The organism is Streptomyces sp. WMMC1477, from assembly GCF_027460245.1.
Classification (GTDB): Bacteria; Actinomycetota; Actinomycetes; order Streptomycetales; family Streptomycetaceae; genus Streptomyces.
The window spans coordinates 4072757-4090849 of the sequence record NZ_JAPZBD010000003.1 but is presented as its reverse complement, the minus strand read 5'-3'; the positions used below and the strand labels follow the sequence as shown (position 1 = coordinate 4090849).

Below are 18093 nucleotides of genomic sequence, written 5' to 3'. Positions count from 1 at the left end.
CGGGAGAATCGTGGGGTGACACCACTGTCCGACGATCACCGCGGCGGCGCGCTGGACGGCCTGCCCGAGGCGCTGCGCGCCGCGCTGCCGTCCCCGCTGACTCCCGTCGCGGACGAGCGCTTCGCCGCGCGCGGCCTGGAACTGCTGCTGAAGCGGGACGACCTCCTGCACCCGGCCCTGCCCGGCAACAAATGGCGCAAACTCGTCCCCAACCTCCTGGCGGCCCGGCGGCGGGGGGACGAGGCGCTGCTGACCTTCGGCGGCGCGTACTCCAACCACCTGCGGGCCACCGCGGCGGCCGGACGGCTGCTGGGCCTGGCCACCGTCGGCGTCGTACGGGGCGAGGAGCTGGCCGGCCGTCCTCTCAACGACGCGCTGACCCGCTGCGCCGCCGACGGCATGCGGCTCCACTTCGTCTCCCGGAGCGAGTACCGCGAGCGCGCCGACCCGGCGTACCGGGCCGGGCTGTGCGAACGGCTCGGCCTGCCGCCCGGAACGCTCGTCGTCCCCGAGGGCGGGAGCAACGACCGGGCGGTCCACGGCTGCGTCGCGCTGGGCCGGGAGCTGCGGGGCGCCGCCGACGTCGCGGCCGTCGCCTGCGGCACCGGGGGCACGCTGGCGGGACTGGCGGCCGAGGGACCGCCGGCCATCGGCGTGCCCGTCCTGGCGGGCGGCTTCCTGGGCGGGGAGGTGAGCCGGCTGCAGCGCGAGGCGTTCGGCGGCCCGCGCGGCACCTGGCGGCTGGAGGAACGCTTCCACTGCGGCGGCTACGCCCGCGGCACCCCGGCCCTGGAGGCGTTCGCCCGGGACTTCGAGGCGCGGCACGGGCTCGCCGTGGAGCGGGTCTACGTGGCGAAGGCCCTGTACGCCGTGACGACGCTGGCCGCCGAGGGGGCCTTCGCGGCGGGCAGCCGGATCGCCGTCGTCGTCACCGGCTAATCTCTCCCCATGTCCCCCATGATCCGAGACGCCACGTCCGGCGACGTCCCCGTCATCCTGGACATGATCCGGGAACTCGCCGCGTACGAGCGGGCCGCGGAGCAGGCCCGGGTCACCGAGCGGCAGCTGCGCGACGCGCTGTTCGGGCCGCACCCGGCCGTCTTCGCGCTGATCGCGCAGGACGGGGCCGGCTCCCCCGTGGGCTTCGCTCTCTGGTTCCGGAACTTCTCCACCTGGACGGGCACCCACGGCGTCTATCTGGAGGACCTGTACGTGCGGCCCGAGGCCCGGGGCGCCGGGCACGGCAAGGCGCTGCTCGCGGAACTCGCGCGGATCTGCGTGGAGCGCGGCTACGAGCGTTTCGAGTGGTGGGTACTGGACTGGAACGAGCCGTCGATCGGCTTCTACCGTTCGCTCGGCGCCGAGGCCATGGACGAGTGGACGGTGTTCCGGATGAGCGGCGAGCCGCTGCGGGCCCTGGCGGCAACCGGTTCGGCACCCGGCGCCGGGGTCGGCTCCGGTACGGGAAGCAACGCAGCGTAATCTGCTTGGAATTGATAGTGCCACACCCCTAGCCACGGACAGTGCCCATGTGTTTACGATGGGTGACAGTTCATGGTGTGGGAAGGCGTGACGGCTTCCGTGGGACAGCGTGCCACGGATCGCGGTAGCGTCGCAGGCGGACCATCTGCTTCGCGCCGGCCCGGCCCTCCGGTAGCCCGGGGAGTCGGCGGGTGTTCGCGGCAGCCCAACCAGTTTGTGTCACCTTGGAGGTGAGGGTGTCCCAGATCGTAGGTGCGGACAAGGACTTCGTCGAGGTCCGGCTGCCCGCGGCGGGTGCCTATCTGTCGGTGCTGCGGACGGCCACGGCCGGCCTTGCCGCCCGCTTGGACTTCACCCTCGACGAGATCGAGGACCTGCGCATCGCCGTCGACGAGGCCTGCGCGATCCTCCTCCAGCAAGCGGTGGCGGGTTCCGTCCTCAGCTGTGTCTTCACCCTGGTGGGAGATTCACTGAGAGTGACGGTCTCGGCGCCGACGACGGACGGTCGCGCCCCCGAGCGCGACACCTTCGCCTGGACGGTGCTCTCGGCGCTGGCGGGCGAAGTGGACTCGGCCGTGGCCGAGGACCGCACGGTCAGCATCAGCCTGCACAAAAAGCGCGGCGCCGGCCCAGGGGCATCGTGACCGATACCGAGGGGCCGTCCCGCAACGAGGGGGCCGGTATGAACGACCTGGAGCGCAACGCGCCGGTCGGCCGCCACGACATGGCGGCGGATACGGCGATCCCGGAGCAGCAGGCCCGACCGCATCCGGCCGACGTCGGCCAGCGGGCGGAACCGGTGAAGCGGGCGGAGGCCATGGAGCAGCAGCCGGAGCAGCATCGCGCGGGCGGCGGCGCGAACGACGGATCGGCGGGTGACGGGGCCGTCCGGCAGCAGTCCGGGCCGGACCGCTCCGGAGCCCGGGAGCTGTTCATCGAGCTGCGCGGCCTCGACGCGGGCTCCCCCGAGCGGGCCGAGCTGCGCGACCGGCTCGTCCGCATGCATCTGCCGCTGGTGGAGCATCTGGCCCGCCGCTTCCGCAACCGCGGCGAGCCGCTGGACGACCTGACGCAGGTGGCCACGATCGGCCTGATCAAGTCGGTGGACCGGTTCGATCCCGATCGCGGTGTGGAGTTCTCCACCTATGCCACGCCCACCGTCGTGGGCGAGATCAAACGCCACTTCCGGGACAAGGGCTGGGCGGTACGGGTCCCGCGGCGGCTGCAGGAGCTGCGGCTCTCACTTTCCTCGGCGACGGCGGAGCTGTCGCAGCAGCACGGCCGGGCGCCCACGGTGCACGAGCTGGCGCAGCGGCTGTCGATCTCCGAGGAGGACGTCCTGGAGGGGCTGGAGTCGGCCAACGCCTACAGCACCCTGTCGCTGGACGTGCCGGACACGGACGACGAGTCCCCGGCCGTGGCCGACACCCTCGGCGCCGAGGACGACGCACTGGAGGGCGTGGAGTACCGGGAGTCGCTCAAGCCCCTGCTGGAGCAGCTCCCGCCGCGGGAGAAGAAGATCCTCCTGCTGCGCTTCTTCGGCAACATGACGCAGTCGCAGATCGCCCAGGAAGTCGGCATCTCGCAGATGCACGTGTCCCGCCTGCTGGCCAGAACCCTGGCCCAGCTCCGGGACAAGCTCCTCGTGGAGGAGTGAGGCTCTCCGCGCTCCCCCGGTCCGCCGGGGGTGCGGCGGCTCAGGCGTCGGCGTCCCGCACCCGGCCCGTCTCGACACCGAGTGCGGCGGCGGCCCGGGAGTGGAACAGGCACACCAGCACGGCGATCGACGTGGCGGCCAGGGCGAGGCCGCAGGCGACCCACCAGCCGGTACCCGAGCCCATCTGCCAGCCGACCGGCAGCGCCAGAAGCTGGGTGAAGATCGCGGGCCCGCGGCTCCACCGGCGCAGGCGCCACAGCCCGCGTGCGGTGAGCAGCGGCAGCAGCGCGAGAGCCAGCACGGTGACGGCTCCCGTCACGGCCTGGACGGTACCGTCGGTGCGCCCTCCGGTGAACGGCAGCGCGAGCATGACCACGCCGACGGTGAGGACGACGAGGCCCTCCAGCGCGACCAGCCCCGCGGCCACCACGACGCGGGTGGGCCGCTCGGCCGCCGTCACGCCGCTCTCGGCCTCGGGCACCTCGGGCTTGGGCCGGGTGCCACCCCCGGTCTTCTTTCCGCCGGACACCGCCGGCCCCGGTCGCTTGCCTGCTCGGTTTCTGCTCACCCCGCCAGCGTAGCCCGCACGGCCGAGCGCGCCCGGAGGCCGTCGGGGGCGGGCGGGGGTGCGCTGGGGAGCGGTCCGGGTGAGCGTGCCGACCGCCAGTCGGTAACCTGCACACCATGCGCGCACTCCTCGTGGTCAACCCGAAGGCAACCACCACCAGTGCGCGCACGCGGGACGTTCTCGTCCACGCGCTGGCGAGCGACCTCGAGCTCAGAGTCGTCGAGACCGGGCACCGGGGCCACGCGCGCGAGCTGGCGCGGCAGGCGGCGGAGGACGGCGAGACGGAGCTGGTGATCTCCCTCGGCGGCGACGGCACCGTCAACGAGGTCGCCAACGGGCTGCTGGAGCCGCACGGTCCCGACCCGGACGGGCTGCCGAGGCTGGCGGTCGTGCCGGGCGGCTCGACGAACGTGTTCGCCCGCGCCCTGGGCCTGCCCAACGACGTCGTCGAGGCGACCGGCGCGCTGTTGAACGCGCTGGAGAACGGCAGCAGCCGGACGGTGGGGCTGGGCCTCGCCTCGGGCACCCCGGACACGGACGACGCCGGGGTCCCGCCGCGCTGGTTCACCTTCTGCGCCGGGTTCGGCTTCGACGCCGGCGTCGTCGGCCGCGTCGAGCAGCAGCGGGAGCGCGGGAAGCGTTCCACCCACGCCCTGTACATGCGGCAGGTTCTGCGGCAGTTCTTCGGTGATCCGCATCGCCGGCGCGGCACGATCAAGTTGGCCGAGCCGGAGCGGGAACCGGTCGAGGGTCTCGTGGCGTCCATAGTCTGTAACACCGCTCCCTGGACCTTCCTGGGGAACCGGCCGGTGTACGCGGCGCCGGAGGCGTCGTTCGACACGGCGCTCGACGTCCTGGGGCTGACCAGGCTGTCCTCGGCCGCGGTGACGCGGTACGGCACGCAGCTCCTGACGTCGTCGCCGGAGCGTGGCCCGCATGGCAAGCACGCGGTGTCACGGCATGACCTCCCGGCCTTCACCTTGCATTCGCAGGTGCCGCTGCCGTTTCAGATGGACGGTGACCACCTGGGGCTGCGTACGAGCATCAGCTTCACAGGTGTTCGGCGTGCACTGCGTGTGATTGCGTAAGTAGAAGGGCCGAAAGTCCTTCCACTCGAACGTTTAGGCCAGTCTCCACCCACTAGAAGTACGGCTGTGAGGCAAGCGACACCAAGGAATCAAAAAAAACTTGCCGGAAGGGGTTGTATCCGCCGCCGAGGTTTGCGAGTCTCTTCGTGGCGATCGGGACAGCGCCTTCCGGCAGCTCCCGAATCAGCCCGAACTCCCTCCACGAAGCCGTGGGACCCGCATCACATCCACTGATCGGACCTTCCTTTGTCGAGGGATTCGTGAAAGCGTTCACATTCACAAGCCACGTACCAACCGCGTAGGAGATGGAGCAGCCATGGACTGGCGTCACAACGCCGTTTGCCGCGAGGAAGACCCCGAGCTCTTCTTCCCCATCGGCAACACCGGTCCTGCGCTGCTGCAGATCGAGGAAGCCAAGGCCGTCTGCCGCCGCTGCCCCGTCCAGGAGCAGTGCCTGCAGTGGGCCCTGGAGTCCGGTCAGGACTCCGGCGTCTGGGGTGGCCTCAGCGAGGACGAGCGTCGTGCGATGAAGCGCCGCGCCGCCCGCAACCGCGCGCGTAAGGCGACCGCCTGACGCCCGGCGTGGCCACCCGCTGCCCCGAGCCGCAGCACGCAGTGCCGGCAAGCCACCGCTAGCACGCAGCACGACAGCCCGAGCCCCGGCGTCGTCCGATCTCCCGGACGGCCCGGGGCTCAGTGCTGTGCGGAAGCACACCAGCCCGCCCGGTCCAGCGGGTTCAGGACTTCTCCGGGGCGACCGGGAGGTCGAAGACGACGCGGGTGCCGCGCTCCTCCCCCGGCACCATGTCGAACGTCCCGCCCAACTCGCCCTCCACCAGGGTGCGGACGATCTGGAGCCCCAGGTTCCCGGCCGTACGGACGTCGAACTCCTCGGGCAGGCCGCGTCCGTCGTCCTGAACGGTCACCAGCAGCCGGGACGCCCCGGTGCCCGGTGCCCCGCCGCGCACCGCGCCGATCTCCAGGGTCCCGTGCTCGTCGGGTCCGTAGCCGTGCTCCAGGGCGTTCTGGAGCACCTCGGTGAGCACCATCGACAGCGGCGTGGCCACCTCCGCCGAGAGGATGCCGAACCGCCCGGTGCGCCGCCCCACGATCTTCCCCGGTGCGATCTCGGCCACCATCGCGAGGACGCGGTCCGCGATCTCGTCGAAGTCCACGCGCTCGTCGAGGTTCTGGGACAGCGTCTCGTGGACGATGGCGATCGAGCCCACCCGGCGCACGGCCTCCTCCAGCGCCGCCCGCGCGCTGTCGTCACCCGTGGCGCCGATGCGCCGGGCCTGCAGGCGCAGCAGCGCTGCCACCGTCTGCAGGTTGTTCTTCACCCGGTGGTGGATCTCCCGGATCGTCGCGTCCTTGGTGATCAGCTCACGCTCCCGGCGCCGCAGCTCGGTGACGTCGCGCAGCAGGACGAGGGAGCCGATGCGGGTGCCCTTGGGCCGGAGCGGGATCGCGCGGAGCTGCACCACGCAGTCGTCGCCCTCGATCTCGGCCTCCCGGTGCGCCCAGCCGCTGGCCAGCTTCACCAGCGACTCGTCCACCGGCCCCTTGGCGGGGGCGAGTTCGGCGGTCGTCTCACCGAGCTGCAGCCCGACGAGGTCGGCGGCGAGCCCGAGCCGGTGGTACGCGGACAGGGCGTTGGGGCTCGCGTACTGGACGTGCCCTTCGGCGTCCAGCCGGATCAGCCCGTCCCCGACGCGGGGCGAGGCGTCCATGTCCACCTGCTGGCCGGGGAAGGGGAACTCCCCGGCGGCGATCATCTGCGCCAGGTCGGACGCGCTCTGCAGATAGGTCAGCTCCAGCCGGCTCGGCGTGCGCACCGTGAGCAGGTTCGTGTTACGGGCGATGACCCCGAGCACCCGGCCGTCCCGCCGGACCGGGATGGACTCGACCCGTACGGGCACCTCCTCGCGCCACTCCGGATCGCCCTCCCGGACGATGCGGCCCTCGTCCAGCGCGGAGTCCAGCAGCGGACGGCGCCCCCGCGGCACGAGGTGGCCCACCATGTCGTCCTGGTAGGACGTCGGCCCGGTGTTGGGGCGCATCTGCGCGATGGAGACGTACCGGGTGCCGTCGCGGGTGGGCACCCACAGCACGAGGTCGGCGAAGGAGAGGTCGGAGAGGAGCTGCCACTCGGAGACGAGCAGGTGCAGCCACTCGAGGTCGGATTCGCCGAGAGCGGTGTGCTGGCGTACGAGGTCGTTCATGGAGGGCACGGTGCCGAGCCTAAGGCCTGATCGGCGGATCAGCCGCGCGCAGGCGGCGCCCGCGCGCTGGGGAGGTCTGCGTGAAAGCGCGGGTTCCCCGCGCTCGTCCAGGGCGCGAACGCACTTCGGGCCGCGGCGCCTGGACGGGACCCTCAACCCGTCCGGCACCGCAGCCCGGAGCGACCGGAGACCCGGGGCGCAGTCAGGGCAGAAGGCGCCCGTGGGTCTCGCTCTGCCCTCCTGTGCGGGGAGGACAGAAGCCCTGCCGTCGATTGTGGACTAGACCACTCGGTCTGTCCATGCCGTGAACGGACCGGGGCCCGTCTCAGGCTCGACAGCGTCGATTCTTGCGCACAACGGCGCCGGGCGACAGGCCCCGGGCTCCCCTCTTCACGCCCGTCGAGCGATCGTCGAGGCGGTCACTGCTCGGGACGCCGGAGACGGGCGACGAACTTGTAGCGGTCCCCGCGGTAGACCGAGCGCACCCACTCCACGGGCTCACCCCCGAGGTCGAAGGAGTGCCGGGAGAGCATGAGCATCGGCAGCCCGACGTCCGTGCCGAGGAGCCCGGCCTCGCGGGGCGAGGCCAGCGACGTCTCGATCGTCTCCTCGGCCTCGGCGAGGTGGACGCCGTAGACCTCGGAGAGGGCCGCGTAGAGCGAGGCGTACTTCATCAGGCTTCCGCGCAGCGCCGGGAAACGCTTCTGCGACAGGTGCGTGGTCTCGATGGCCATGGGCTCGCCGCTGGCCAGCCGGAGCCGCTCGATGCGCAGCACCCGGCCGCCGGGCGGGATGTCGAGGAGCGCGGCCAGGCGGTCCTCGGCGGTGACGTAGCCGATGTCCAGGAGCTGCGAGGTGGGCTCGAGCCCCTGGGCGCGCATGTCCTCCGTGTAGGAGGTGAGCTGGAGCGCCTGGGAGACCTTGGGCTTGGCCACGAAGGTGCCCTTGCCCTGGATGCGCTCCAGGCGGCCCTCGACGACCAGCTCCTGGAGGGCCTGGCGCACCGTCGTGCGGGAGGTGTCGAACTCGGTCGCCAGGGTGCGCTCGGGCGGGACGGGGGTGCCGGGGGGCATGGTTTCGGTCATCTCCAGGAGATGCCGTTTGAGACGGTAGTACTTGGGCACGCGGGCGACCCGCGAGCCGCCCTGGGCCGACGTACCCGGCTCACCACCAGGCTCTTCCACGCTCGTCGCGGCGGGCATGCCGCCGCCCTGGGGCCGCTGCCCCGCCTCCTGCCGTCCTGTTACCGTCACCGGCTTCCTCCGACTCCGTGCGTAACGGCCTCACATCCTGGCATGGCGGCACCGCTCGGCCACCGCCCGGCACAGATGTCGGTCCGGTAACGGACCGGACGGGCCTTCTGATCCACTCTTGACACCCCTATAGGTCTAGGCCAAGCTGCGGGAACTGGTCTAAACCATTAAAGACCAATCCCAGTCCCACGGGCACTACCTCGTCGTATGTCATCTCGGTGGGCGGGAGGTTCTGCATCCTGGGAGGGTGACGTGAAGCGCAAGCTCATAGCAGCCATCGGCGTCGCGGCGATGCTGGGTGTGTCGGCGTGTGGCTCCGACGACGGCTCCGGTTCCGGTTCCGGCGACAAGACCCTGACCGTGTGGGTCATGGACGGCTCCGCGCCCGAGGAGTGGGTCACGGAACTGAACAAGGAGTTCGAGGCCGCCCACGAGGGGGTGACCGTCAAGATCGAGACACAGCAGTGGAACGGGATCCAGGAGAAGGTGACCACCGCGCTGTCCGAGGACTCGCCGCCGGACGTCCTCGAGCTGGGCAACACCCAGACCGCCGGCTACGCGGTCACCGGCGGTCTCGCCGACCTCACCGACAAGAAGGGTGAGCTCGGCTACGACTCCTGGAACGAGGGGATGGTCAGCTCGGCCGAACTGGACGGCAAGCTGTACGCGGCCCCCTGGTACGCCGCCAACCGCGTCGTCATCTACGACAAGAGCATCTTCGCCGACGCCGGCGTCAAGCCGCCCACCACCCGCGAGGAGTGGCTGGCCGGGCTGCAGAAGATCGAGGACGAGACCGACGCGCAGCCCATCTACCTGCCGGGTCAGAGCTGGTACGTCTACGCCGGCTTCCTGTGGGACGAGGGCGGCGACCTCGCCGTGCAGGACGGCGACCAGTGGAAGGGCGCCCTGGCCACGCCCGAGGGCGAGGCCGCCATGAACTTCTACCAGGAGCTGGCCGCCTTCTCCACCGCGCCGAAGGACACCGACGAGGCCACCCCGCAGCAGTCCACCGACGTGGTGCCCAAGGGCGACGTCGCCTCATGGATCGGACTCGGCTGGGAGGCCGGCGGCGCCACCGCCGCCATCGAGGAGGCCGGCGGCGAGGCCGACTTCGGCTACTTCCCGATCCCGGGCAAGACGGCCGACCAGCCCGGCCACGTCTTCTTCGGCGGCTCCAACCTCGCCGTCCCGGAGCGCTCCCAGAACAAGGAGCTCGCCCAGGAGTGGCTGAAGCTCGCCACCTCCGAGAAGTGGATGAAGAAGTACGCCGAGGTCACCGGCGGCGGTCTGCTGCCGAACTCCGAGGCCGCGCAGATCACCCCGGAGCCGGGGTCCTTCGCCGAGGCCATGGTGGCCTCCGCGGACGTCGGCCGGATCACCCCCGTGACCCCCGGCTGGGCCAACGTGGAGACCGACCCCAACCCGATCAAGCAGTACATGTCCAACGTGCTGCAGGGGACGGACCCCCAGAAGGCCGGTCAGGACGCCGACAAGATCATCACCGAGCGCGTCAACCAGGACTGACGCCCCCGACGGGGTGCCCCGGCCGCGTACCGGCCGGGGCACCCCGGGCCCCGTCCCACACCCCTCCGCAGCCCGCAGGCGAGGAAGTAGACCATGACCGTGCAGACCGAGGGCGTCACTCCCGTGGCCGAGGAACCGCCCCCGCGCGAACCGGCCCCGGGGCCGGCCACCCCCGCACCACGCCCCAGGCCGAGCTTGCCCTCGGGCTGGCTGCCCTATCTGCTGATCGCCCCCGCCGTCCTGGCCCTCGCCGTCTTCCTGGGCTACCCGCTCGTGCGCAACGTGCTGGTCTCGCTCCAGCAGCTCGGGCGGGTCGAGATGATCTCCCGGGCGACCGTGTGGACGGGCTTCGACAACTACACGGAGCTGCTCGGGGACAGCGCCTTCTGGACGGTCGTGGCGCGCACGTTCGCCTTCATGACCGTCAACGTCGTGCTCATCATGACCTGCGGCACGCTCATCGGGCTCCTGCTCAACCGGCTCGGCAAGACGATGCGGCTCGTGCTGTCCCTGTCCCTCGTGCTGGCCTGGGCCATGCCGATCGTCGCCTCCGCCACCGTCTTCCGCTGGCTCTTCGACACCCAGTTCGGCGTCATGAACTGGGTCATGCGCAGCCTCGGCTTCGAAGGCTACGAGCAGCACAACTGGTTCGAGACCGGCTTCTCGACCCTCGCGATCGTCACCCTGCTCGTCGTCTGGGCCTCGATCCCCTTCGTGGCCCTCAACATGTACGCCGGACTCACCACCATCAGCGGGGAGCTCTACGAGGCGGCCCGCGTGGACGGCGCCTCCGCCTGGCGGATCTTCCGCTCGGTCGTCTTCCCCATGCTCCGGCCGTTCTTCCTGATCACCACGTTCCTGGAGATCATCTGGGTCTTCAAGGCGTTCGCGCAGATCGTCGCCCTCAACTCCGGCGGCCCCAACCGCGAGTCCGAGACGCTGCCCGTCTTCGCCTACGTCGAGGGCATGAGCCAGATGAACTTCGGCGTCGCCGCCGCGGCCTCCGTGCTGACCATCCTCATCCTGCTGGTCGCGATGTCGTTCTACTTCCGCCTGATCCTCAAGCAGGAGGACGAGCAGTGAGCCACTCCACCACCCTCGCCGGACCGGCCGGCGCGCCCGACGCCGTCACCCCCCGAGCGGCGGGCCCCGACCGCGCGGCCGTCCGCGCCCGGCGCCGCAAGAGCCTCGGACGGATCTGGCCCAACGCCCTGGCGCTCGTCCTGGCGGCGTTCTTCGTCTTCCCCGTCTACTGGATGTTCTCCACCTCCTTCAAGCCGGCCGCCGAGGTGCTGACGAAGACGCCGACGTTCGTCTTCACGCCCACCTTCGAGCACTACGGCACGGCCACCGACGTGGAGCTGTTCTGGACCTTCGTCCGCAACAGCGTCACCGTCACGGTGGGCGCCGTCCTGCTCGCCCTCGTGGTCGCGCTGGCCGCCAGCTTCGCCATCGTCCGGATGAGGTTCAGGGGCCGCAAGGGGCTCGTCCTGGCCGTGATGATGGCTCAGCTCGCGCCCTGGGAAGTCATGGTCATCGTGATGTACCTCATCGCCCGGGACGCCCACGTCCTGAACAGCATCGGCTTCCTGACGCTCGTCTACTTCGTCATGGTCCTGCCCTTCACCATCTGGACGCTGAAGGGCTTCATCGCCGCCGTGCCGAAGGAGCTGGAGGAGGCGGCCATGATCGACGGCTGCAGCCGCACCCAGGCCTTCGTCCGGGTGATCTTCCCGCTGCTGGCCCCCGGGCTGATGTCCACGTCCCTGTTCGGCTTCATCACCGCCTGGAACGAGTTCGCCATGGTCCTGGTCGTCAACAAGGACCCCGAGGCCTACACCCTGCCGCTGTGGCTCACCCAGTTCCAGTCCGCGTTCGGCAACGACTGGGGCGCCACCATGGCGGCGTCCTCCCTGTTCGCCGTCCCCGTCCTGCTCCTGTTCCTCTTCCTCCAGCGTCGTGCCGTCGGCGGGCTCAGCGCCGGCGCGGTGAAGGGATAACGCATGACCGTCCTCGCGACCGCCTCCCCGACCCTGCTGCGGGACGCACTCGCCGTCCTCCAGCCCGGCTTCGTCGGCACGGACGCCCCCGAGTGGCTGCTGCGCCGCCTCGACGACGGACTCGCCTCCGTCGGCCTGTTCGGGCGCAACATCGCCTCCGCCGACCAGCTCACCGAGCTCACCGCCCAGCTGCGGGCCGTCCGGCCCGACGTCCTCGTCGCCATCGACGAGGAGGGCGGCGACGTCACCCGGCTGGAGGCCCGCACCGGCTCCTCCTTCCCCGGCAACCTCGCCCTCGGGCACATCGACGACCCGGAGCTCACCCGCGCCGTCGCCCGCGAGCTGGGCCGCCGCCTCCTCGGGTGCGGAGTCAACCTCAACTGGGCGCCCTCCGCCGACGTGAACTCCAACCCCGACAACCCGGTCATCGGCGTGCGCTCCTTCGGCGCCGAGCCCGGCCTCGTCGCCCGGCACACCGCCGCCTACGTCGAGGGCATGCAGGCCGCGGGAGTGGCCGCCTGCACCAAGCACTTCCCCGGGCACGGCGACACCAACGTCGACTCCCACCACGCCCTGCCCCGCATCGACGTCGGCCTCAAGACCCTCGGCGAGCGCGAACTCGTCCCGTTCCGCGCCGCCGTGGCCGCCGGTACCAAGGTCGTGATGAGCGCCCACATCCTGCTGCCCGCGCTCGACCGGGACCGTCCCGCCACGCTCAGCCCCGCCGCCCTCACCGGCCTGCTGCGCGCCCCGGCCGACCGCGGCGGGCTCGGCTTCGACGGGCTCGTCGTCACCGACGCCGTCGAGATGAAGGCCATCGCCGACACCCACGGCATCGAACGCGGCGCCGTGCTGGCCCTGGCCGCCGGGGCCGACGCCATCTGCGTCGGCGGCGGCCTGGCCGACGAGGACACCGTCCTGCGGCTGCGCGACGCCCTCGTGCGTGCCGTCCGCGACGGCGAGCTGGCCGAGGAACGGCTCGCCGTTGCCGCCGCCCGGGTACGCGACCTCGCCCGCTGGACGCGCGAACGCGCCGCCGCCACCGGGCCGGACGCCGCGCGCCAGCCCTCCGACATCGGCCTCACCGCAGCCCGCCGCGCCCTGCGCGTCACCCGCCGCTTCGAGGACAAGCCCTCGGACGCGCCCGTCTTCGTCGCCGCTCTCACCCCCGTCGCGAACATCGCCGTCGGCGACGAGACGCCCTGGGGCCTGGCCGCCGAGCTGACCCGGCTGCTGCCGGGCAGCGGGACCGGCTCGTGGGGCCGCGCGGACGCCGAGGCCGACGGCGTCGCCGCCCTCGCCGCACGGGTGTTGGCCGCGGCGGAGGACCGTAGGATCGTCGCCGTGGTCCGCGACGTCCACCGTCACCCCTGGATGGCCGCCGCCCTCGACGCCGTGCTCGCCGCCCGGCCGGACTCCGCCGTGGTCGAGATGGGCGTCCCGCAGGCACCGCCCGTGGGAGCCCTGCACATCGCGACCCACGGCGCCGCCCGCGTCTGCGCCCGAGCCGCCGCCGAGGTCGTCGCCGGCCGCCGGAGCGACACCGCCGGACAGGCCTGAGCGGTGACGTCCGACGCGCGCAGCCGCCCGGCGCGCCGACCGCCCGGCGCCCAGGGGAGAAACCGCACCACAGCCGACTGGAGGCACCCAGCATGACCGTCACGACCGGTCGCATCATGTCCGGCGAGATGGCCGAACAGCCCGCCGTCCTGCGCCGCATCCTCGCCGAGGGCGCACCGAGGATCCGCGAGGTCGCCGAGCGGATCGCCGCCCGGGCACCGCGCTTCGTCCTCCTGACCGCGCGCGGCACCTCCGACAACGCGGCGCTCTACGCCAAGTACCTGCTGGAGGTCCTGCTGGGCAAGCCCTGCGGGCTGACCTCCATGTCGACGACCACGGCCTACGGCGCCCGCCCCGACCTCACCGACTGCCTCGTCGTCACCGTCAGCCAGTCCGGCGGCTCCCCCGACCTCGTGGCCTCCACCCGGGCCGCACGCGAGGCGGGGGCGATCACCCTGGCCGTCACCAACAACGCGGACTCCCCGCTGGCCGAGGTCAGCGAGTTCCACATCGACGTCCTGGCCGGACCGGAGGAGGCCCTGCCCGCCACCAAGACGTACACCGCCGAGCTGCTGGCCCTCTACCTCTTCGTCGAGGGGCTGCGCGGCGGCGACGGCGCGGCGCGGGCCGCGGCCCTGCCGGAGCTGGCCGAGCAGATCCTCGCCCGCAGGGACGAGGTCAGGGCCCTCGCCGGGCGGTACCGGTTCGCCGAGCGGATGGTCCTCACCTCGCGCGGCTACGGCTATCCGACGGCCAAGGAGGCGGCCCTCAAGCTCATGGAGACGAGCTACATCCCCGCTCTCTCCTACTCCGGCGCGGACCTCCTGCACGGCCCGCTCGCCATGGTGGACAACGTCTCCCCCGTCATCGCCATCGTTACGGACGGCAAGGGCGGCGAAGCCCTCCAGCCCGTCCTGGACCGGCTGCGCGACCGCGGCGCGGACCTCGTCGTCATCGGTCCCAAGCCGCAGGTGGACGCCGCCTCGGCCGGCTTCGTCCTGCCGGTGGACGGGGTGCCGGAGGAGCTGCAGCCCGTGCTGGAGATCCTGCCGCTCCAGATGCTGGCCTACGAGGTGACCATCGCCCGCGGCCAGGACCCGGACGCGCCCCGCGCCCTGGCGAAGGTCACCGAGACGCGGTAAGCCCCTCCCGGCACGTGCCCTGCCGGCACAGCTCCCCGCGCCGCGCTGGGGAGGTCTGCGCGACGACGCGGGGCAGCAAGCGCGGCCACGCCGCCGGGACCCGCCCGGGCAGGGAGCGCCTGCGCGTCGCGGCCCGCGGGCGCGTCGCGGCCGTTCGCACAGTTCCCCGCGCCTCTTCGGGGCGCGGGGACACCGGTCGCCGACCGCTCGGCGCGCATCGCGACCGTCGGCCTACCCCCGCCGGACGCACCCGTGACGCCCCGGTCACCCACGGCTAGGGTTCCCGCGCACCTTGACGAAGATCACGGGGGCAGCGGGAACGGAGGCTGAGCAGCATGAGCGGACCCGAGACGTCGGCACCGACCGGCGAACGCGGCGCGGCGGGAGGCGGCAGCCCGTCGCCGGGGAAGATCGCGGTGTGGACGACGGTGGCGCTGGTCGGCGCCGCCGGCTGGGCCATGCTCGCGCTCTCCCGCGGCGAGGAGGTCTCGGCCGCCTGGATGGTCGCCGCGGCCCTCGGCTCGTACGCCATCGGCTACCGCTTCTACGCCCGCTTCATCGCGCACCGCGTGCTGCGGGTCGACAAGACCCGCGCGACCCCGGCCGAACGGCTGGACAACGGCGTCGACTTCCACCCGACCGACCGCCGGGTCCTCTTCGGCCACCACTTCGCGGCCGTGGCCGGGGCCGGTCCGCTCGTCGGCCCCGTCCTCGCCGCCCAGATGGGCTATCTCCCGGGCACCATCTGGATCATCGTCGGCGTCATCTTCGCCGGCGCCGTGCAGGACATGGTGACCCTGTTCTTCTCCACCCGTCGCGACGGCCGCTCCCTGGGCCAGATGGCCAGGGACGAGATCGGCCCGTTCGGCGGCGCCGCCGCGCTGGTCGCCGTCTTCGCCATCATGATCATCCTGCTGGCGGTACTGGCCCTGGTCATCGTCAACGCGCTCGCGCACTCGCCCTGGGGCGTGTTCTCCATCGCGATGACGATCCCGATCGCCCTCTTGATGGGCTTCTACCTGCGGGTCCTGCGCCCCGGACGGGTCACCGAGGTCTCCGTCATCGGCGTCTCGCTGCTCCTGCTGTCGATCGTGGCGGGCGGCTGGGTCGCGGAGTCCTCGCTCGCCGACACCTTCACGCTCACCCCCGGCACGCTCGTCGTGTGGATGGTGGTCTACGGCTTCGTCGCCTCCGTGCTGCCGGTGTGGATGCTGCTGGCCCCGCGCGACTACCTGTCCACGTTCATGAAGGTGGGCACCATCGCCCTGCTGGCGCTCGGCGTCGTCGTGACGCTGCCGACGCTGGAGATGCCCGCCGTCACGGACTTCGCCTCCCGCGGGGACGGCCCCGTCTTCGCCGGGTCGATGTTCCCGTTCGTCTTCATCACCGTGGCCTGCGGCGCGCTCTCCGGGTTCCACGCCCTGGTCTCCTCGGGCACGACCCCGAAAATGATCCAGAAGGAGACCCAGGTCCGCATGGTCGGGTACGGCGCCATGCTGACCGAGTCGTTCGTCGCCGTGATGGCGATGATCACCGCCTGCATCATCGACCCCGGTCTCTTCTTCGCCGTCAACTCCCCCGCCGGGGTGGTCGGTGACACCGTGCAGTCCGCCTCCGAGGCGGTCGCCGGGCTCGGCTTCAGCATCTCCCCCGAGGCGCTGGCGGCGGCCGCCGAGTCCGTCGAGGAGGATTCGCTGCTCTCCCGGACGGGCGGTGCGCCGACCTTCGCGCTCGGCATGTCGGAGATCTTCTCCGCGGTGATCGGCGGGGCGTCGCTCAAGGCGTTCTGGTACCACTTCGCGATCATGTTCGAGGCGCTGTTCATCCTCACCACCGTGGACGCGGGCACCCGCGTCGGCCGGTTCATGCTCCAGGACACCCTGGGCAACGTCTGGAAGCCCCTGCGGGACGTGAGCTGGAAGCCCGGCGTGTGGCTGACGAGCGCGGCGGTCGTGGGCGGCTGGGGGTACTTCCTGTGGGTCGGCGTCCACGACCCGCTCGGCGGTATCAACCAGCTCTTCCCGCTCTTCGGCATCGCCAACCAGCTCCTGGCCGCCGTCGCCCTCGCCGTGTGCACGACGCTCCTGGTGAAGTCGGGACGGCTCAGGTGGGCCTGGGTGACGGGCGTTCCGCTCGCCTGGGACGTCTCCGTCACGCTGACCGCGAGCTGGCAGAAGATCTTCTCCGACGACCCGCGGGTGGGCTTCTTCACCCAGCGGCGGATCTACCAGGAGGGCATCGACAACGGGGAGGTCCTCGCCCCGGCGAAGAACATGGACGACATGCACACCATCGTCACCAACTCCACGGTCGACGGCGTCCTGTGCGCGCTCTTCGCCCTGCTGATCATCGTGGTGATCGTGGACGCCGGACGGGTGTGCTGGAAGGCGGCCACCGCGCCGGAGACCGTGAAGCTCCACGAGGCGCCCTACCGGCGCTCCGCGCTCGTGGCCCCCGCCGGGCTGTTCGCCACCCGCGAGGAGAAGGCGGAGATGGCCGCGGCCCGCTCGGCCGACGCGGCCGAGCCGGAGAGCCCGGCGGAGGTGCGCTCGTGAGGGTGCCGGCGAGGCTCCGGGCGGCGGCCGCCCGGGCGCGCCGGTCCTGGTGCGAGCTGACCGGCGAGGCCGCCTACGAGCGTTACGTGGCCCACGCACGCGCCCACGATCCCGGGGCGCGGGTGCTCAGCCGCCGGGCCTTCGAGCGGCGTCGCACCGACGCCCGGGAGGCCGATCCGCGCGAGGGCTTCCGCTGCTGCTGAGTCTCCGGGGACGGCCGGGGAAAAGTCCGGCGCGATGTCCGAGCGGTGCAGCACACTGGTCGGCATGAACGCCACCATGAACCTCACCGTGCGCGCAGCCCGCCCCGAAGAGCTGGACGAGATCGGGGAGCTGACCGCCGCGGCGTATCTGGGCGACGGGCTGCTGGACTTCGGCGAGGCGGATCCGTACCTCGCCGAGCTCCGGGACGCCCGCCGCCGCTCCCAGCTGGCCGAGGTGCTCGTCGCGGTGGACGATCGCGGCGGGGACGTCCTCGGGGCGGTCGCCTTCGTCGGGGAGGGCGGGGAGTACGCCGACATCGCGCGGGCGGGTGAGGCCGAGTTCCGCATGCTGGCGGTGCGGCGTGAGGGCCGGGGGCGCGGCGCCGGCGAGGCGCTCGTGCGGGCCTGCATAGACCGGGCCCGGGAGCGGGGGCTGGCGAGGCTGGTGCTGTCCAGCCAGGCGAGCATGGAGCCCGCCCACCGGCTCTACCGGCGGCTGGGCTTCGTCCGCACCCCCGAGCGGGACTGGGAGCCGCTGCCGGACTTCGGGGCGCTGTGGACGTTCGCGCTGGAACTGTCCGGCTGACGCTAGCTCACGGTGTCCGGCGTGTCCTCCCGTAGCTGCCCCCCGCACAGCGCGAAACTCCCCGTGATCACGGGAGCGTTCGATCGCGGAGAACCGTTCGGGGTGGTCCGGAGCTTCCGTGGCCCTGAAACATGGTGAAGACGGCACGGGGCTGGCGTGACCTCGTACGCCGGTGTGTCCGGCGGCCCCCGGAGAGGTGCCGTCGACGGCTCTGTTCCTCGCCCTCGCCGACGGGGACGAGCAGGTCTCAGGC

The 18093-nt window shown here is 72.0% G+C and carries 17 protein-coding genes; 14 read left to right on the top strand and 3 right to left on the bottom strand.

All coding sequences use genetic code 11. The annotated features are described in order from the left end of the window. The first annotated feature begins 15 nt into the window (after window positions 1–15). The 4 genes from O7609_RS18390 (at window position 16) to O7609_RS18375 (ending at window position 3139) form a co-directional block, all read left to right on the top strand. Entirely contained in the window at window positions 16–939 is a 924-nt protein-coding gene (locus O7609_RS18390) for a 1-aminocyclopropane-1-carboxylate deaminase/D-cysteine desulfhydrase (protein ID WP_269735902.1), read from the top strand. A gap of 18 nt (window positions 940–957) precedes the next feature. After that, window positions 958–1482, top strand: coding sequence for a GNAT family N-acetyltransferase (locus O7609_RS18385; protein WP_269737208.1), 525 nt, complete (start codon window positions 958–960; stop codon window positions 1480–1482). A 236-nt stretch (window positions 1483–1718) separates the two neighbouring features. After that, window positions 1719–2126, top strand: a complete 408-nt coding sequence (locus O7609_RS18380; protein WP_269735903.1) for an anti-sigma regulatory factor — start codon at window positions 1719–1721, stop codon at window positions 2124–2126. Then, window positions 2015–3139, top strand: coding sequence for an RNA polymerase sigma factor SigF (locus tag O7609_RS18375; RefSeq protein WP_443072262.1), 1125 nt, complete (start codon window positions 2015–2017; stop codon window positions 3137–3139). The genes O7609_RS18380 and O7609_RS18375 overlap by 112 nt, the downstream gene beginning before the upstream one ends. Window positions 3140–3179: 40 nt before the next feature. On the opposite strand, the gene O7609_RS18370 is transcribed toward O7609_RS18375, so the two are convergent. Beyond that, entirely contained in the window at window positions 3180–3707 is a 528-nt protein-coding gene (locus O7609_RS18370; RefSeq protein WP_269735904.1) for a hypothetical protein, read from the bottom strand. 116 nt (window positions 3708–3823) lie between these two features. On the opposite strand from O7609_RS18370, the gene O7609_RS18365 reads away from it, so the two are divergent. Next, window positions 3824–4795 carry a diacylglycerol/lipid kinase family protein gene (locus O7609_RS18365; protein WP_269743902.1) on the top strand — a complete coding sequence of 324 codons (972 nt, stop codon included), beginning with the start codon at window positions 3824–3826 and terminating at the stop codon, window positions 4793–4795. Window positions 4796–5111: 316 nt separating this feature from the next. After that, window positions 5112–5369, top strand: coding sequence for a WhiB family transcriptional regulator (locus tag O7609_RS18360; protein WP_191211014.1), 258 nt, complete (start codon window positions 5112–5114; stop codon window positions 5367–5369). Window positions 5370–5532: 163 nt separating this feature from the next. Here the strand turns inward: O7609_RS18360 and O7609_RS18355 are convergent, their stop codons facing one another. Together O7609_RS18355 and O7609_RS18350 are read right to left on the bottom strand one after the other, a co-directional pair. Further along, window positions 5533–7017 carry a PAS domain-containing sensor histidine kinase gene (locus O7609_RS18355; RefSeq protein WP_269735906.1) on the bottom strand — a complete coding sequence of 495 codons (1485 nt, stop codon included), beginning with the start codon at window positions 7015–7017 and terminating at the stop codon, window positions 5533–5535. 419 nt (window positions 7018–7436) lie between these two features. Next, window positions 7437–8219 (bottom strand): GntR family transcriptional regulator, encoded by a 783-nt coding sequence (locus tag O7609_RS18350; RefSeq protein WP_269737210.1) that lies wholly within the window; start codon window positions 8217–8219, stop codon window positions 7437–7439. A gap of 303 nt (window positions 8220–8522) precedes the next feature. On the opposite strand from O7609_RS18350, the gene O7609_RS18345 reads away from it, so the two are divergent. The 8 genes from O7609_RS18345 (at window position 8523) to O7609_RS18310 (ending at window position 17840) form a co-directional block, all read left to right on the top strand. Next, a complete protein-coding gene (locus O7609_RS18345) occupies window positions 8523–9794 on the top strand; it encodes an extracellular solute-binding protein (RefSeq protein WP_269735907.1) in 1272 nt (423 codons plus the stop codon). Window positions 9795–9887: 93 nt separating this feature from the next. Continuing rightward, window positions 9888–10877, top strand: a complete 990-nt coding sequence (locus O7609_RS18340) for a carbohydrate ABC transporter permease (RefSeq protein ID WP_269735908.1) — start codon at window positions 9888–9890, stop codon at window positions 10875–10877. Window positions 10878–10990: 113 nt separating this feature from the next. Beyond that, entirely contained in the window at window positions 10991–11794 is an 804-nt protein-coding gene (locus O7609_RS18335) for a carbohydrate ABC transporter permease (RefSeq protein WP_269744380.1), read from the top strand. Window positions 11795–11797: 3 nt separating this feature from the next. Continuing rightward, window positions 11798–13354, top strand: a complete 1557-nt coding sequence (locus O7609_RS18330) for a glycoside hydrolase family 3 protein (protein WP_269735909.1) — start codon at window positions 11798–11800, stop codon at window positions 13352–13354. Window positions 13355–13446: 92 nt separating this feature from the next. After that, window positions 13447–14496 (top strand): SIS domain-containing protein, encoded by a 1050-nt coding sequence (locus O7609_RS18325; RefSeq protein WP_269735910.1) that lies wholly within the window; start codon window positions 13447–13449, stop codon window positions 14494–14496. Window positions 14497–14831: 335 nt separating this feature from the next. Next, window positions 14832–17051, top strand: a complete 2220-nt coding sequence (locus O7609_RS18320; RefSeq protein ID WP_443072160.1) for a carbon starvation CstA family protein — start codon at window positions 14832–14834, stop codon at window positions 17049–17051. Window positions 17052–17053: 2 nt separating this feature from the next. Then, window positions 17054–17254, top strand: a complete 201-nt coding sequence (locus O7609_RS18315) for a YbdD/YjiX family protein (RefSeq protein WP_269735911.1) — start codon at window positions 17054–17056, stop codon at window positions 17252–17254. A 76-nt stretch (window positions 17255–17330) separates the two neighbouring features. Continuing rightward, window positions 17331–17840, top strand: a complete 510-nt coding sequence (locus O7609_RS18310; protein ID WP_269737213.1) for a GNAT family N-acetyltransferase — start codon at window positions 17331–17333, stop codon at window positions 17838–17840. Window positions 17841–18093: the final 253 nt, after the last annotated feature.